Source organism: Haloarcula marismortui ATCC 43049, assembly GCF_000011085.1.
Classification (GTDB): Archaea; Halobacteriota; Halobacteria; order Halobacteriales; family Haloarculaceae; genus Haloarcula; species Haloarcula marismortui.
This window is the reverse complement of the sequence record NC_006396.1, coordinates 1,264,813-1,279,595: the sequence shown is the minus strand read 5'-3', so window position 1 is coordinate 1,279,595 and position 14,783 is coordinate 1,264,813. Positions and strand designations below refer to the sequence as shown.

The following is a 14,783-nucleotide window of genomic DNA, read 5'->3' as shown; positions in this document are numbered from 1 at the left end:
CTCCGCGGCCTGTCCGCTTTTTTGTTGCGGTCCAGACGGCTGCGCTACCGAGTGTCGAAGAGAGTGAGCCGCAGCGAGGCGCTTAGATCAGGTCCGCCTCGGCGAGGCGGTCGACGGCTTCTTGCAGTCGCTCCTTGCTGTTGGCGTAAGAGATACGAGCGTAGCCGGGCGTCCCGAACGCGGTTCCGGGGACGGTCGCGACCTGTGCCTCGGAGATAGCCTGATCACACCATTCGGTATCGTCACCATCCGGCGCGATTTCGGGCATCATGTAGAACGCGCCCTGTGGCTCGGGGACGTGGACGCCGTGGTCTTCGAACAGGCCCATGAGGAACTCGCGGCGCTCGGCAAAGGCCTGACGCATCTCCTCGACGGCGTCGTCGGTGTTCGTGATGGCCTCGACGCCGGCGTGCTGGACGAAGTTCACGGCACAGGAGACGGAGTGAGAGTGGACCTTGCCGGCCTGTGAGACCAGTTCTTCTGGGGCCGCGAAGTAGCCCAGCCGCCAGCCGGTCATCGAGTAGGCCTTCGAGAAGCCGTTGAGGGTGATTGTTCGGTCTTCCATGCCCTCAAGCGTGCCCAGCGAGACGGCTTCGACGCCGTCGTAGGTGATCTCCTTGTAGATCTCGTCCGAGATGACCGTGATATCGTGCTCGACAGCGAGGTCACGGACGCCCTCCAGCGCATCGCGGGAGTACACCGCGCCGTGGGGGTTGCCCGGCGAGTTGACGACAAGCAGTTCCGTCTCGTCGGATACGGCGTCAGCGAGGTCGTCGAGCGCGCCTTCAAGCTGGAAGTCGTGGGCGGCAGTGTTGACACGGGTCAGCGTCCCGCCGGCGAGTTTCGCCATCGCTTCGTAGGACACCCAGGCCGGGTCGAGCAGGGCGACCTCGTCGCCGTCATCGATGATGGTCTGGAAGATCTCGTACAGCGCCTGCTTACCGCCCGGCGTGACGATGAGGTTGTCCGGGCCGTACTGAGTGAGACCGTCATCGTGGAGACTGTTGGCGATTGCCTCCTTCAGTTCGGGGATGCCGTTGGAGGACGTGTAGCCGGTGTGGCCGGCGTCAAGTGCGTCCTTGGCGGCGTCTTTGATGTTCTCTGGCGTGTCGAAGTCGGGTTCGCCGACGCTCAGGTCGACGACGTCTTTCCCCTCGGCTTCCAGCTCTGCGGCCTTGTTGCTGATTGCGAGGGTCGCGCTCGGTTCTACACGTTCGACGCGGGATGCAAAGTCCATAGTCATTGTTCGAGTTCAGTGGCGAGTTCGATTGCGCTCCGGACGGCTGAGTCCCCCTTGTCGGTTCGGGCCTCGGCCTCGTCCTGGCTCATGCCCGGGCCGATGATGCCCAGCGTGACGGGGGTGTCTCGGTCGAGGGAGACGTCGGTCAGCCCCTGCGCGGCGGCGTTGCCGATGATCTGGTCGTGGTCGGTGTCGCCGCTGATGATTGCGCCGAGGACGGCCACGGCGTCGATATCCGACCGGCGCGCGAGCCGGTCGGCGGCCAGCGGCGTATCGTAGGACCCCGGGACATCAATCGACGCGACAATCTCGGCGTCATTGTCGGCAGCGGCCTCGTAAGCCCCGTGCTCCATCTCCTCGATAACGGCCCCGTGTTTATCATACTGGGCGACAACCAGCCCGAGCTGCACCATACCTGACACCCGGGCAGGGGCGACTAAAGAACTACCGTTCCGTGCTTGCACGGCCACAGGTCGCTACGTCGATATCGGCGACGGGCGGGTAGCTTAAAATCCTGTTATAGAAACCAGAAGGATTCTAATGCCCCATGTGCTTGAGCCAGATATGGCTGAGTCGTCCCTGCTGTCTGCCCTCCACGATTTCCGGGACCGGAGCCGGTCCTGGTTCGCGGACGACCCCCGCGCCGCCGTGAAGCTCGTCGTCGCCGTGACGCTTCTCGGACTCGTCCTCAGAATCGCGGCGCTCGGGAGCCGCGTCGCCCACTTCGACGAGGGCCGCGTGGCCTACTGGGCGCTGCATCTCCGCGATTCTGGGTCGTTCGCGTATCGCTACATCATCCACGGCCCGTTCATTCAACACGTCGATAGCTGGATGTTCACCGTCGCTGCGCCGACCGACTTCACGATGCGGCTCCCGGTCGCGATTGTCGGCGGCCTGCTCCCGCTGACAGCGCTGCTCTTTCGCAAGCACCTCCGGTCCGACGAGACTGTTCTCATGGCTGTGTTTCTCGCACTCAACCCGGTGCTGTTGTACTTCTCGCGGTTCATGCGCAGCGACGTGCTGGTCGCGGCGTTCATGTTCACCGCCTTCGGCCTGCTCGTCCGGTTCGTTGACACTCGGAAGGCGCGGTATCTCTACGGCGTCGCCGCGTTCATGGCGCTCGGGTTCGCCTCGAAGGAGAACGCCATCGTCTACGTGCTAACCTGGCTCGGCGCGACCGGCCTTCTGCTGGCGAAGATGCTCGTCCTCCCGAACGGCTACCGCGACGCCGTCGGCTTCCTCCGGACCGTCCCGAGCCTCCGTGCAATCTGGGGCCGGCTGTCGGGCCGGGTCCGGGCGGATGTAGGGCTCGTTGTCAACATCGTTCGCTCGTTCCGCAACCGCCATGACAGCGCCGCCTCCGTCCTCGCAGCGTACGCGAGCCACATCGTCCTTGCCGCGCTGGTGTTCGGCTTCGTCTCGTTGTTCTTCTACGCCCCGCGGGGGGCCGGTGTCGCGGGCATCGAACACCCGCCAGCACCGGTCGCGAGTGGCGACGTGAACTTTTGGTCCGGCGTGACGAACCCATCGCTGTTCCCGGAACTCGTCCAGACCACATGGGAGCGCGTCGTCGGCCAGTACAGCGAGTGGTTCTCGCCGGCCTCGGAGAAAGCCACGACCACTGAAACGGGCCTAGTCGACTCTATCGAAACGTTCTACGAGAGCGTCGACGGCCACTACGAGGTGCTGCTGAAAGCGCTGGGCTACACCGCCGCCCCGCTGGTCCTGTTCTCGGCGTTCGGGTACGCACTGGACCGGCTCGGAACCGTCGAGCCGCGCCACCTCGTCCCGTTCGCGGCCTACGGCGGCTACGTCTCGATTCTGGGCTACCCCATCGGGACCGACATCGGCGCGCCGTGGCTCGCCGTCCACGTCGTGGTCCCGCTGTCGATTCCGGCCGCCGTCGGACTCGCTGCTGTGATCCGGTGGGGGAACGAATCGCTGTCGACCGACGACGTGACCGGCGCTGCCATCGCCGCTGCCATCGTCCTGCTCGTTACTGCACTCGTCGTCAACACGACCGCAACGCGGGTGTACACCAACGAGCATCTGGAGGGGAACCCGCTGGTCCAGTACGCCCAGCCACAGGAGTCGCTCCGGACGGACCTGGCGGAGATGGACCGAATCGCGACGGCCAACGGAAACGGCACCGATGTCGTCATGTATCACGGAGAGCGCGGCGACGCCTACGACGCCGATGACGCGTACGTCAAAGAAGACCGCGGTCAGTGGAACGACTCGTGGTGGAACACCAGACCGACCTGCTTGCAATGGCACAATTCACTGCCGCTGCCGTGGTACTACGCGGCCGAGGACGTGAACGTCTCCTGTGAGAACCGGTCCGACAGGCTCGCCGAGCAGGCGCAGGCGGACCAGCCACCGATAGTCATCACCCAGCAGATTGACAGCACGGTCCCTGCCGAACAGCTCGAAGCCGCCGGATACGTGCCCAGAACCCACCGGATGCGAACGAAATACGGCTCGAACGACATGACGGTGTGGGTCCACGAGTCTTACGGCCGAGAACCGAACGGTTAACCCTGCTGCTGTGAAAGCGCGCGGTATGACGCTCACGTCACCAGGGCCGACCGTCGGCGTGGTCGGCGGTGGCCAACTCGGCCGGATGCTGGGCGAGGCGGCTGCACCGCTCGGTCTTGAACTGCTCGTGACCGACCCGACGCCGGACTGCCCGGCCGCGCCGGTCGTCCGCGACCAGATTGTCGGGGACTTCGACGAGGCGGCAACCCTGCGGGAACTCGCCGAGCGCGCCGACTACCTCACCTTTGAGATCGAACTGGCCGACCCGGACGTGCTTGAACGGGTCGCTGAAGAGACAGGGACGCCGGTACATCCCGCTCCCGAAACGCTCCGAACGATTCAGGACAAGCTCGTCCAGAAGCGCCGGCTGTCGGACGCTGGCGTTCCGGTCCCCGAGTTCCGCGCCGTTGACACCGCCGATGACCTCCGTGAGGCCTGCGAGGAACTGGGCTACCCCGCAATGCTCAAGGCCCGGACCGGCGGCTACGATGGCCGCGGGAACATCCGCGTTGAGGGCCCAGAGGACGTTGCGGACGCTGTCGACGAGATCGCCGGCCCCGCGATGGTCGAGGAGATGGTCGATTTCGAGCGTGAACTCGCGGTCATGGGCTGTCGCGGTGCGGACGAACGCGATACGTTCCCGGTGACCGAGACCATCCACCGCGAGGAGATCCTTCGGGAGTCCGTCGCGCCAGCGCGAGCATCGAAAGCCGTCCGCGAGCGCGCCCGAGACGTCGCGCACGACGTGCTCGACGTGATGGACGGCCGCGGCGTGTTCGGCATCGAACTGTTCGAGACGACCGACGGCGAGATCCTTCTCAACGAGATCGCGCCGCGCCCGCACAACTCCGGCCACTGGACTATCGAAGGGTGTCACACCTCGCAGTTTGAGCAACACCTCCGCGCTGTCACCGGCCAGCCGCTGGGGTCGACCGACCAGCGGTTCCCCACTGTGTCGACCAACATCCTCGGGGATGTCTCAGAGCGCCAGCCGGCGGAGCTACGGGGCGAGGACAGTGTGCTTGGGACGCCGCGGGCACACCTGCACTGGTACGGCAAGCGCGAAGTGTACGGCCTCCGGAAGATGGGGCACGTGACGCTGACCGACGACGACCGCGACGGCCTGCTCGCCGACGCCCGCGACCTCCGTGACGGGCTGACCTTCGAGTGACCGCCACCGACTGCGTCGTGAGTGGGATCTAGAGACTGACCACGGTCCGGAACCGAGCGGTCTTTGGCTCTGCAGTCCCGAGTCGGCGTATGGACCGACGGCAGTTTCTCCGTGCGGCCGGCCCGGCGGCAGTCGCAGGGCTCGCCGGTTGTCTCGGCGGTGGGAGCGCTGACACCGACTACGACGTGGGGATGTCTGCGAAGGCGTTTCGCCCGGTACAGATTACCGTCGAACCGGGGACAACCGTGCGGTGGCTCAACACGAGCAAGCAGGGCCATTCGGTCACGGCCTACGAGGACGATATCCCCGACGAGGCCGATTACTTCGCCTCCGGCGGCTTCGACACCGAGCAGGCGGCCCGTGACAACTGGGGGAACTCCTCTGGCGGGACGATGTACGAGGGTGACGATTTCACCCACACTTTCGAGACAGTCGGCGAGTATGCCTACTTCTGCATCCCACACGAACGAGCCGGGATGGTCGGGACTGTCGTCGTAACCGAAAACCCCGATACGGCGGCGAGCGGCGAGTAGCCACGTCATCACTTTTCTCGCAGCATCCTCGTCCGCGCTGAGCGAGCCGTTCACACGCTGTTTTGCGTTCTCGGTTGCTAGCTTATCGCCGTCGTGTGACAGTATACGTCACAGTAGAGACTCGCGTCTGCCGCGTCGCTGTTAGAGGGTCTCTCACTACGGCGGAAAAATCGAACGTCGGTGCTTGAACGTGTTAGGCTTCGACGTCGACGTCTTCTTCGTCCACGTCGACGGCCGTCTCTTCTTCGGCGGCGACTTCTTCGGGCCGCGCTTCGAGCGTGGTCTTCTTGATCTCGACGCGTCGGAGCGGGTAGATGTCCTTGGCCTCGCCGTAGATAGCCGAGGAGAGGCGCCCTTCGACGACACTGTCGATGAGCTGTTCGAAGGTGTGGTCTTCGGCCGTCTCGCGAACGAGGTCGATCATCGTTCGGCGGATGGCCTTCTCCTGAGAGGCGTCGGCCTTCTTGGTCGTCACGGCGACCGGCTGAATCTGGACGCGGTAGTCGTCCGTGGTCAGCACGGTGATGTAGGCCTCAACCTTCGAGGAGCCCCGGCGGACGAGCGAGCGGAGGTAGTCCCGCGTGAGTTCGTGGCGGATGAACTCCGTGTACGCTGAGTCCGAGGCGACCTCGTTGATCTTGAAGGTCAGCTTCGTGTTGTTCTCGCTGGCGTCGTTGGTCAGTTCGCCGAGCGTTGTTTCGATGGTGCGTCCGAGCACCTTGTCCGGTTCCTCTGCCGGTGTCTTACCGAGAACCTCCCGGTCGAACTGCTCGGGAGCCTGCACGGTGTACCACCGTTTCTGTTCTGTGCGCTTGGAAACGCTTCGTTCACTCATGGTTGGATTGTGTGTGTTGGTCTGCGAGCTGTGCTGCAACCCGGATGTTGACGACGTAGTCGTCGACGGTCGCCTGCAGGCCGCCGGTCGAATCGCGCTCGACAGTTGTGACCACGGCATCACCCTCGACACGCGTGGTCATTTCGTCGGTGTTGTCCGGCCGCACCGCGCGTGCGACGCGTTCGGGCGAGTCGTGTGTCGTCCGAATCTTGGCCCGTCTCATACTGCCTCCCGGAACGCTTCGATGAAGTCGGCCGTCGAAACGTCGAACCGGGCGCGTGCCCGGTCGCCCGTTCCAACGGCGTCGCCGCCGACTGTTTCGGCGGCTGCGTGCATCGTTTCGGCCACGTCCCGGCCGTCCGTGGCGCGGGCTGCGGCCCGGTCATCGGTGACAACGAGCGTCACCGGTTCCGGCGCGCGGTAGTCTGCGAATAGGCGGGCGACAGTGCCGGTCGGCATCGCGTCGCCGCGAGCGACGAACAGGCCGTCGTACCGACCCGTGGTCGCCTCGGACACTGCGTCGTGGGCGCGTGTAGCGTGACTGCGCCAGGCGGCCAGCGCGTCCTCACTGACGGCCTCGTGGCCGAGTGCGAGTGCGACGGCGGTGCCCGGCTGTTCGCGGGCGACGGCGTCGAGCACGTCGGCGTAGCCACCGACAGTCTCGAAGGGGCCGCCTGCTGTCGGACGGAGTGCGCGCTGGACCGCGTCGGCGGCCCGGGGCGGCGCGTCCGTGGTTACTGTCAGCGCGACCAGCGACGCGAGGCGTCGGTGGTCGTCGGCCGACGGAGGTCCGTCGGGCGAGATGTCGAGTTCCGCCAGTGTGGCCCGCGCTTCGTCGGCGTCGCCCGAGAAGGGCGCGACGAACAGCGTCGAGTGGGCCAGCCCGTCCGCGAGGTCTGTACCCGGCACTGCGACGCCGGGCCGCTGGTCGAGCCCCGCCTGCTCGGCGGCTTCGGCGACGGTCCCGTCAACGTCCCCGGCGGCAATCGTGCCGGCCAGGGCGAGCGCGGGGTCGGCCGTACCGAGTTCGCGGGCGGTCTCGAAGGCAGTCGCGGCGGCGCGGTCGGTCAACGTTACGTCGGCGGTCAGCTGCGTGCGACCGATTGCGATGGTGATGTCGGTCTCAGTGGTCCGGTCGGGGTCCTCGAACGGGCGGACGACGCTCGCCTGGAACGGCGTGTCGTCCAGTGCCCGCGCCAGCAGGCCGGTCGCGGCCAGCGCCTCGCCGGTCGCGTCGCTGACGAGGCGCACAAAGGCGGCCTCCCGCAGCGACCCGGCGAGGTCACCGGGCGACGTGGCTGGTGTCGGTTCCCGACCGGTCGCCGACATCTATTCGAGACCCAGCGCCTCGACGGCGTTGTCGTAGCTGTAGGTGAAGTTCTCGTCGACCTCGTCACCGCGGTAGTAGTCGATGAGGCGTCGGATCTTCGACTGCGTGTTCTGGAGCGCACGCTTGTTCTGGTAGTCACCGGGGTTCTCGTCCATGTGGTCGCGAAGGCGGACGGCCCGTTCGAGCAGGTTCCGAAGGTCTTCCGGCAGGTCCGGCTCGGCTTCGTTCTCCTCGAGGATCTCGGTGACTTTCTTGCCGGTCGCGAGCGAGACGTCAGGGATCGGCGTGCCCTGAACGCCCTCGTCGCGCAGCTTCAGGCCGATCTCGCTGGGCGAGTGGCCCTGTTCGGCCAGTTCGACGACGCGCGCTTCGATGGCGTCCTCGTCAACGTCGCTCCACTCCGGGGGTTCGTCTGCCGCCGGTTTGTCCGAGTCGGACGAACCGCGACGGCGTGTATGCATTCGTGCCATTGTAATCTGGTTGGAACCGCACGAACCGCTCTCGTTACGAGGCGTATTGGCACTGTACAGTGCCGAACACGGCCGCAATCCCGAGCTGTGAAAGTCCACAGCGAGTCAGATTTGCGGTCGTGCTGTTCCCATCTCCCTGTCTGAGAGGGCGCGACTAAACCGTTCCGCTTCCCGGTCGCGTCTGGAAGTGCCGACATCGTCGTCGACGCCGCTCCACAGCCGAAACTCTTCGCAGTATTACAATTGATAACTTGCCCATCTATTTTAAGTAATTTGTCGGGTTAGATGTGAGTAGTATGGGTAGCGCTGAGCGGGGACTCGGAAGTCGTGGGCAAAGTGCTCCGCTCGGGTTAGCGCTGGTTTTTGCGGTAATGATTGTATCGACGACGGCGGTGGTCGCACTGGGTGCCGACGCAATTACGAGCACGCAAACGCAACTTGACGTGGAACGAACTGAGAAGTCGCTGACGGAACTCAATTCCAAAACCGCGCTCGTAGCGCTGGGACAGACGGACGTGCAGCAGGTCTCTCTTCCCGCGAGCAGTTCGAGCACCTATCGTATCGACGAGGACGCCGGGTGGATGAACGTCTCCTATCAGAATACAACGTCCGGGAACCGGATGACTGTGTTCAATGAATCGATGGGCGAGGTGGCCTATCACGGCAGTGACGAGACGCGACTCGCGTATCAGGGGGGCGGCGTCTGGCGGGCCAACGGCGACGGAACGTCGGTGATGGTTTCTCCACCCGAGTTCCACTACCGGGACGCGACGCTAACGCTTCCCCTCGTGACAGTGAGCGGGTCCGGGGCAATCAGAGACGGCGCGTCGATCTCTCACAACCGGACGAGGTCGTACTTTCCGAACAGCACGCGCAACGAGAACTTCACGAACCCGCTGGAAAACGGGAAAGTCAACGTTACCGTCCAGAGCGAGTACTACCGCGCGTGGGGAGGATACTTCGAGGAGCGAACGGACGGTGACGTGACGTACCATCCCGATAGCAATCGTGTTTCGATCATTCTCAAGGTCCCTGCGGGGCCGCGAAAGGTCCAGAACGCCGTCGCCGCGACGAGCGACTCCGGTTCGATCAAACTGAGCGGGAACGATGCCTTTACCGACAGCTATACTTCGGCAGACGGGGACGGATATGACGCCTCCGAGGCCGGTGATGGCGGCAATCTCACGACGGCAGGTGATGTCATCGTCACCGGGAGTGCGGAACTGAATGGAAACATCACCTCGGGTGGTCGCGTCGAATTCAGTAGTAACTCGATGACGTTCAACGGTGACCGGGTAGAATGGGCGGACGCGTTCGACGATAAACACGGAGCGTGTTCCGGGTCCTGTTCCGACGAGCAGATCAGCTCGTTCGGAGATACCACCAATATCAACTCCCATGTCAACACACAGGTCGACGACCTATCGTCGTCGAACGACAACGGGGGAACGATAGCCGACGACGGCGTTATCGACGGTACAGAGGGAACGACGACACTGTCTGCGGGCAGCTATCACGTCGACAGGATCGACTTGAGCAGCGACGTCGAGTTCGACACGACTGGTGGAAACGTAATCATTGGCGTCGAGAATTACGTGAGCCTCAACACCAGGAACGACATCACGGTGTCCGGCCCGAACCAGGTGAAAATATACATAAACGGCACATCGCCTGCGTCGGGCGGGAGTGCTGACGGCTATCACTTCTTCACACGGGCGAGCGAGATCAGGACAACCGGTGCCGTCAGTGAGCGGTCAACACAGGTGTGGATCTACGGCAAAGACACCCTCCAAGCCCGGATGGAAAAGAAGGGATCAGATAAGTCTAGAGTCACCGGCGTCATCTATGCGCCGGGGGGAAAGACCGGTACGAGTACGTTCGAGATCTGGAAGAGCGAACTCTACGGCGGTGCGGTCACCAGCCAAGTCGAACTCGAAAAAGGTGGCAGAGTCCACTTTGACCGGGCGCTCAAACAGGAGCGCACAATTCCCAAAGACACAAGCGTGGTTGCGATCACCTACCTCCACATCTCGACGAACGACGTCAATATCACGTCCAACTGACAGCTGACACGCCCACGCCATTGCTATCAGAAGTAGTAGCGCTTGGCGTCGGTCGGTTTTCGCTGCGTCTGTCATAGACCGCCGCTAGTAGCGACTGTTCCGCGACCGGCCAGCAATCTTATCAACCATGATAACCACTGTCGGATAATGAACGTTCCCAGGGGTCAGCAACGCGCACAATCGGCCCCGCTTGGCCTCCTACTGGTCCTCAGTCTCGTCATCGTCGGGTCCGGTGTCGTTGTCAGCCTGGGAGCGACGGCGCTGGTCGATACTGAGGCCGGGCTCGATGTCTCCCGGGCGGAGACTGGGATGACCCAGCTGGACTCTCAGGCGGCGCTGGTGGCGCTTGGGAACGCCGACAGCCAGCAGGTATCACTCGTCGGGACGGACAAATCGACGTACCGAATCGACGACACCGCGGGTCGGATGACCGTCAACATCACCAACCACTCGGCCTCGCCCTCGACGACAACCACATTGATGGATGAGCGACTCGGCGCGGTCGTCTACGAAAACGGGAACCAGAAAGTCGCCTATCAGGGCGGCGGGGTGTGGCGGCGTTCCGACAGTGGCAGTGTCATGGTTTCACCGCCGGAGTTCTACTACCGCGACGCGACGCTGACGCTCCCGCTCATCACCGTCCGTGGCGACCGGTCGCTTGGCTCACGGGCGAGCATCTCGAAGGACGGCACGACGCAGGTGTATCCCGACCAGGCGGCTGGGAACATCAATCCGCTGGATACGGGGACGGTCAACATCACCGTCCAGAGCGAGTACTACCGGTCCTGGGGGCGCTACTTCGAAGAGCGGACCGATGGCGATGCGTACTACGACCACGAAAACGACAGCGTGACCACGACGCTTGTCGTGCCGACGGGGCCGCGAGAAGTGACGAGCGCCGTCGCGGCTACGTCCGCTGGCGGACAGATTACGCTCTCCGGCAGTGGTACCGACCCCGCTCGAACGGATAGCTACAATTCGTCTGTCGGCGATTATTCGACCTCACGGGGGTCGTTCGGAACAATCACCACAGCCGGTGACGTGTACGTGAAAGGGAACAGCGAGGTGGATGGCGCTGTTCGGTCCGGAGACCGGGTCGAGGTCAAAGGAAGCGGTGTCGTCACCCGTGACGTGGAATACTCGACCACGAAGCACATCAAGGGCACTGTTAACGGCAATGTCAGACAGATTTCGGGTGTCGAGGGAGCCGGCGCTATCGATGGCTTGGTGAACCGGCGAGTCGCCAACGCAAGCGATACCAATGACAACGGCGCGACCGGCAGCATTTCGGGGAACCAGCTTGCCGCTGGTGACCAGACGCTGGACGCGGGCACATACTACCTCGAAGACCTGACGCTGAGCGGCGAGACGCTGACGATTAACACAGGTGGTGACGACGTGACTATCGCCGTCCGGGACTACGTCTACATCGAGAACAACGGGCGGATCAAGGTCAACGGTGGCGGAAAGGTCCGCCTCTACGTCAAAGGCGAAGCAATGTCCCCCAGCGGCCACCACTTCCACATCTATCGCACCGGGGACGTCGACATCGATAACGCCAACAACTCCAAGCAGTTCTGGATGTACGGCCGGTCGGACTTTGACGCCTTCATCGAGGGAGACACTGATACGCCGCAGTTTGAGGGCGTGATTTACGCACCCGCTGGCGGCGTCGGTGCAAGCAGTGTCTCGATCAAAAAGGCGGAGCTGTACGGCGGCCTCGTCGCCGGGTCAGTTACGGTAGACAACGGCGGGCTGGTCCATTATGACCGAGCGCTCAGAAACGAGCGAGCCGTCCCGAAAAACACGAACATCATCCGGCTGACGTACCTCCACGTCTCGAAGAACCGGATCAACGTGACCAGCGGGTAGGGCTGGTCACTGGTCAATCTCGACTGCGATGTCGTGATAGACCACGTACGTCCGCTGGATATCGCCGGAGGACGACGTGAAGTTACACCAGCCGTTGGCCGCGCAAGTGAACCCTTCGCTCTCGAAGTAGGACTGCCAGAGTGCCTCACGCTGTGGGGCCGAGTCGACACTGATGTTGACGTGTTCGATGTTGCCGTCGGTATCGGCGAACGAGACGTTGCTGCTCCGGTGGTTTGTCCGGACAAGCACCGTCGACCCGCCCAGGCTCTGCTGGTCACTGGCGGTCGTGCCGACCACCGTGATGAGAACACGGTCATCTGAGACGAGTATCGGCGGCGTCCGTTTTTGCACGCCACCGTCCCGGTTCGTCCGATACACTGCCCCAGCCTCGTATACGAGCTCGCGCTCCTGATTGCCGGCGTAGATAATCGGTCGTATCTCCCAGGTCCCGACGTCTTTGGGCGCAGTTCCGTCGTGGACGTGTACCGATATCGTCGTGTTTTCGCCCGTCCTGAGCGATGCCTCCCCGAGGCTGACTTCGGTCGCACGACTCGGTGCCCCCTGTTTGTGGAGGTCCGCGATGTTGTCCGAGAGCACATCGAATGCCCGCTCAGCGTTCTCCATCTGCTCCGCGTCCCGAGCGTTCTGTAACGCCCCCAGGCCGCTTACTGAGACGAGTATTATCGACGCCACAATGAGACTGAACACTAGAGCAAAGCTCAGCACCTCACTTACCGCGCGGTCAGCCATCTCGGACCTCCAGTTGATCGCTTGATTCGTCGTAGAACACAGTTATCACACCGCCGCCGGCGGTGGAGTCCCCTAGGGCTGTCCGGGTTGTGAGCGACACAGTCACCGACACCTCCGGAGCGGTCGATTCGAGCGTGAGTTCATCGGCAGCGGGGTCAATCGAGACTCGGTAGCCGGTCCCACTCACCCGCGCTGGGAACGTGTGATCTAGATTCACAGTCGGGTCGTCGTCGGCAGCGACCACCAGCCGATCAACACGAGCGATGTCAGAGGCCACTTGCTGTCCGATGACTTCGAGTTCGTCCCTGATGACCTGCTCCTGCCGGCTTTCGACGAAATTGCCGCCAGCAATGAGGAGGCCAGATACCAAAATAGAGGCGATGGCCAGACTCAGCGTGTAGCTTAGCGTCGTCGAGACGGCGCGGTTACGACGCATCTGGCTCACCCGGGGCCACCCGTATCTTTGCCTCGTACCGTAAGTTCGACGTGTCGTAGCGATAGCGGACGGTCGCGTTGTAGACCGCGGTCGTGCTGAACGGCGACGCGGGCGCTGTATCGAGCGTGTTTGCTGGCGTACTATCGCGGACGACCATCGAGTAGTTCCCCTTGATCTGGTCGCCCGACTCGTAGGTGATGTTGTACTCGTCGCCGACGCCATGGGCGAATCGCCCGTCGAAGCTCCCGCCCTGAAGCGCGAGACACGGCTCGCCCTGCACCGTGCCGCCGGTCACGTCGATATGGGCGTACGGTTCCTCGATAGGGACAGCACACGTCTGTGTGCCGCTCGGTGTGTCGACTTCCACGTTGACCGTCCCGCTGGGGCCGACGTCGCCCCAGATGCGCATCATCCATTTCGGGTTACCACCGGTGCCGTTCGTTGTGACGACGAACTCGCTTCCTGAACTGGGGAGCTGCGTCGCGTTGATGACGAACCGTCTGGTCGCGTTCGTTCCGTCGCCCGGGCGCGTGACCCGTTCTCTGACCATCCAATTGGCGCTCGGCGTCGCCTCGCCGGATTCGAACAGTGACGTGTTGGTCTGAGCAATTCGCGTGCCGTAGGTCGGCGAGCCGGCGAGTGTGACGTTTACCAGTGTCCCGCTCGTGACCCGCTGCCGCTCCGTCTGCGTACTTGTGGTCCGTACGCTCTCGCGTACACTAGTTTCGAGCGCCGACTGGGTCGAGTAGTTGTACCTGTTGGCCGCGACAATACCCTGCCCGATGTTTGCCTCCACCATCGCTCGCATCTCCAGCGCGTCGTTGCTCCCAGCAACCTCACCCCGGCTCGCGAGGTTCTGCGTGTAAATCGCGGAGTTGACGACCAGCGCAAGACCGATGAACGTCACCGCCAGCGCTAACGCGGCGATAAGGATTATTTGTCCGCGTTCGTCGTCGTTCAGATGCGCCACGCGACCACCTCCACGCTGACCGTGTTGTAGACGTTCTTTCCGGTGTCCGAAACCGTATAATCGGTCGCTGGGTCACCGAGCCGCGTGCTGTTGCGAGTCCCGTCCGCGTCTCGCAAGTGGTCGTCGTCCATGAGCGTAATTGTGTGGCTGGCACGCACTGCGTTGTCGCTTGGTTCACCGCTGTAGACGTAGCGGGTCGTCACAGTTCTTCCCTGCGTGTTCTGGAACCTGAGATAGACGTTGTAGGCGATTCCCCGCTGGTCGAACGCACGCTCTAGCAACTCCCCGAACCGGTTGTCCGGGGGCCCGTTCGTGTAGTACTCCCGACCACCGGCTGTGTTGTGGAACTGCGCCGTGCTGTTGTCCCAGTAGAGCACAGCCGGTTTCAGTGCGCCCTCTGCCACCGCGGAGGCGAGGACCCCGTGGCCGATTGCCTGCTGCTGGTTCTCGATGTGTTGACTTGACGTGCTCGCGGACAGCGGCGTCACTGCTGTCATCTGTAGCGCGAACACCAGACTTGCCAGTAACAGCATTCCGCTGACAATCGCTTCAAGCGTGTGCGCCTGCGCACGCAT

Annotated in this window: 15 protein-coding genes; 5 read left to right on the top strand and 10 right to left on the bottom strand. The window is 63.3% G+C overall.

Features of this window, described 5'->3' with window-relative positions; genetic code table 11:
* Positions 1–82: 82 nt before the first annotated feature.
* On the bottom strand, positions 83–1,243 hold the full coding sequence (locus RR_RS10375; RefSeq protein WP_011223621.1) for a pyridoxal phosphate-dependent aminotransferase: 1,161 nt from the start codon (positions 1,241–1,243) through the stop codon (positions 83–85).
* Positions 1,240–1,653: a 6,7-dimethyl-8-ribityllumazine synthase gene (gene ribH / locus RR_RS10370; RefSeq protein WP_007190811.1), complete on the bottom strand. Its 414-nt coding sequence runs from the start codon at positions 1,651–1,653 to the stop codon at positions 1,240–1,242. The genes RR_RS10375 and ribH overlap by 4 nt, the downstream gene beginning before the upstream one ends.
* A 151-nt stretch (positions 1,654–1,804) precedes the next feature.
* On the opposite strand from ribH, the gene RR_RS10365 reads away from it, so the two are divergent.
* The 3 genes from RR_RS10365 (at position 1,805) to RR_RS10355 (ending at position 5,482) form a co-directional block, all read left to right on the top strand.
* On the top strand, positions 1,805–3,778 hold the full coding sequence (locus RR_RS10365; protein WP_049938880.1) for a flippase activity-associated protein Agl23: 1,974 nt from the start codon (positions 1,805–1,807) through the stop codon (positions 3,776–3,778).
* A 25-nt stretch (positions 3,779–3,803) separates the two neighbouring features.
* The gene (locus RR_RS10360) at positions 3,804–4,949 is read left to right on the top strand and encodes a 5-(carboxyamino)imidazole ribonucleotide synthase (RefSeq protein ID WP_011223619.1); all 1,146 of its coding nucleotides are present in this window, start codon (positions 3,804–3,806) and stop codon (positions 4,947–4,949) included.
* A gap of 89 nt (positions 4,950–5,038) precedes the next feature.
* On the top strand, positions 5,039–5,482 hold the full coding sequence (locus RR_RS10355; protein ID WP_011223618.1) for a plastocyanin/azurin family copper-binding protein: 444 nt from the start codon (positions 5,039–5,041) through the stop codon (positions 5,480–5,482).
* Positions 5,483–5,675: 193 nt separating this feature from the next.
* Here the strand turns inward: RR_RS10355 and RR_RS10350 are convergent, their stop codons facing one another.
* Genes RR_RS10350 through RR_RS10335 form a run of 4 tightly spaced genes read right to left on the bottom strand, consistent with a single transcriptional unit; the run spans position 5,676 to position 8,117 of the window.
* Complete coding sequence (locus tag RR_RS10350) at positions 5,676–6,317, bottom strand: 30S ribosomal protein S3ae (protein WP_004957064.1); 642 nt, start codon at positions 6,315–6,317, stop codon at positions 5,676–5,678.
* On the bottom strand, positions 6,310–6,540 hold the full coding sequence (locus RR_RS10345; RefSeq protein WP_011223617.1) for a KEOPS complex subunit Pcc1: 231 nt from the start codon (positions 6,538–6,540) through the stop codon (positions 6,310–6,312). The genes RR_RS10350 and RR_RS10345 overlap by 8 nt, the downstream gene beginning before the upstream one ends.
* Complete coding sequence (locus RR_RS10340; protein WP_011223616.1) at positions 6,537–7,646, bottom strand: hypothetical protein; 1,110 nt, start codon at positions 7,644–7,646, stop codon at positions 6,537–6,539. The genes RR_RS10345 and RR_RS10340 overlap by 4 nt, the downstream gene beginning before the upstream one ends.
* Entirely contained in the window at positions 7,647–8,117 is a 471-nt protein-coding gene (locus RR_RS10335) for a 30S ribosomal protein S15 (protein WP_011223615.1), read from the bottom strand.
* 371 nt (positions 8,118–8,488) lie between these two features.
* Here RR_RS10335 and RR_RS10330 point away from each other — a divergent pair, with 371 nt between their 5' ends.
* Together RR_RS10330 and RR_RS10325 are read left to right on the top strand one after the other, a co-directional pair.
* Positions 8,489–10,180 carry a DUF7289 family protein gene (locus tag RR_RS10330; RefSeq protein ID WP_049938879.1) on the top strand — a complete coding sequence of 564 codons (1,692 nt, stop codon included), beginning with the start codon at positions 8,489–8,491 and terminating at the stop codon, positions 10,178–10,180.
* 147 nt (positions 10,181–10,327) lie between these two features.
* The gene (locus RR_RS10325; protein ID WP_011223613.1) at positions 10,328–12,052 is read left to right on the top strand and encodes a polymer-forming cytoskeletal protein; all 1,725 of its coding nucleotides are present in this window, start codon (positions 10,328–10,330) and stop codon (positions 12,050–12,052) included.
* Between the two features lie 6 nt (positions 12,053–12,058).
* Here the strand turns inward: RR_RS10325 and RR_RS10320 are convergent, their stop codons facing one another.
* From RR_RS10320 to RR_RS10305, 4 genes are read right to left on the bottom strand one after another with little or no spacing between them, the layout of a single operon-like run.
* Positions 12,059–12,802 (bottom strand): DUF7289 family protein, encoded by a 744-nt coding sequence (locus tag RR_RS10320; protein WP_007187786.1) that lies wholly within the window; start codon positions 12,800–12,802, stop codon positions 12,059–12,061.
* Positions 12,795–13,238, bottom strand: a complete 444-nt coding sequence (locus RR_RS10315; RefSeq protein WP_007187785.1) for a DUF7266 family protein — start codon at positions 13,236–13,238, stop codon at positions 12,795–12,797. Before RR_RS10315 ends, RR_RS10320 begins: the two co-directional genes overlap by 8 nt.
* Positions 13,228–14,208 (bottom strand): DUF7261 family protein, encoded by a 981-nt coding sequence (locus tag RR_RS10310; protein ID WP_007187784.1) that lies wholly within the window; start codon positions 14,206–14,208, stop codon positions 13,228–13,230. Before RR_RS10310 ends, RR_RS10315 begins: the two co-directional genes overlap by 11 nt.
* Complete coding sequence (locus tag RR_RS10305) at positions 14,196–14,783, bottom strand: DUF7288 family protein (RefSeq protein WP_011223611.1); 588 nt, start codon at positions 14,781–14,783, stop codon at positions 14,196–14,198. The genes RR_RS10310 and RR_RS10305 overlap by 13 nt, the downstream gene beginning before the upstream one ends.

What these genes read in the sequence shown, in the direction of transcription:
- RR_RS10320 (WP_007187786.1), bottom strand. Translation starts at nt 12,802, where the DNA reads ATGGCTGACCGCGCGGTAAGTGAGGTGCTGAGCTTTGCTCTAGTGTTC.
- RR_RS10315 (WP_007187785.1), bottom strand. Translation starts at nt 13,238, where the DNA reads ATGCGTCGTAACCGCGCCGTCTCGACGACGCTAAGCTACACGCTGAGT.
- RR_RS10305 (WP_011223611.1), bottom strand. Translation starts at nt 14,783, where the DNA reads ATGCGTGCGCAGGCGCACACGCTTGAAGCGATTGTCAGCGGAATGCTG.
- RR_RS10335 (WP_011223615.1), bottom strand. Translation starts at nt 8,117, where the DNA reads ATGGCACGAATGCATACACGCCGTCGCGGTTCGTCCGACTCGGACAAA.
- RR_RS10340 (WP_011223616.1), bottom strand. Translation starts at nt 7,646, where the DNA reads ATGTCGGCGACCGGTCGGGAACCGACACCAGCCACGTCGCCCGGTGAC.
- RR_RS10345 (WP_011223617.1), bottom strand. Translation starts at nt 6,540, where the DNA reads ATGAGACGGGCCAAGATTCGGACGACACACGACTCGCCCGAACGCGTC.
- RR_RS10325 (WP_011223613.1), top strand. Translation starts at nt 10,328, where the DNA reads ATGAACGTTCCCAGGGGTCAGCAACGCGCACAATCGGCCCCGCTTGGC.
- RR_RS10350 (WP_004957064.1), bottom strand. Translation starts at nt 6,317, where the DNA reads ATGAGTGAACGAAGCGTTTCCAAGCGCACAGAACAGAAACGGTGGTAC.
- RR_RS10365 (WP_049938880.1), top strand. Translation starts at nt 1,805, where the DNA reads ATGGCTGAGTCGTCCCTGCTGTCTGCCCTCCACGATTTCCGGGACCGG.
- RR_RS10375 (WP_011223621.1), bottom strand. Translation starts at nt 1,243, where the DNA reads ATGACTATGGACTTTGCATCCCGCGTCGAACGTGTAGAACCGAGCGCG.
- RR_RS10355 (WP_011223618.1), top strand. Translation starts at nt 5,039, where the DNA reads ATGGACCGACGGCAGTTTCTCCGTGCGGCCGGCCCGGCGGCAGTCGCA.
- RR_RS10330 (WP_049938879.1), top strand. Translation starts at nt 8,489, where the DNA reads ATGATTGTATCGACGACGGCGGTGGTCGCACTGGGTGCCGACGCAATT.
- RR_RS10360 (WP_011223619.1), top strand. Translation starts at nt 3,804, where the DNA reads ATGACGCTCACGTCACCAGGGCCGACCGTCGGCGTGGTCGGCGGTGGC.
- ribH (WP_007190811.1), bottom strand. Translation starts at nt 1,653, where the DNA reads ATGGTGCAGCTCGGGCTGGTTGTCGCCCAGTATGATAAACACGGGGCC.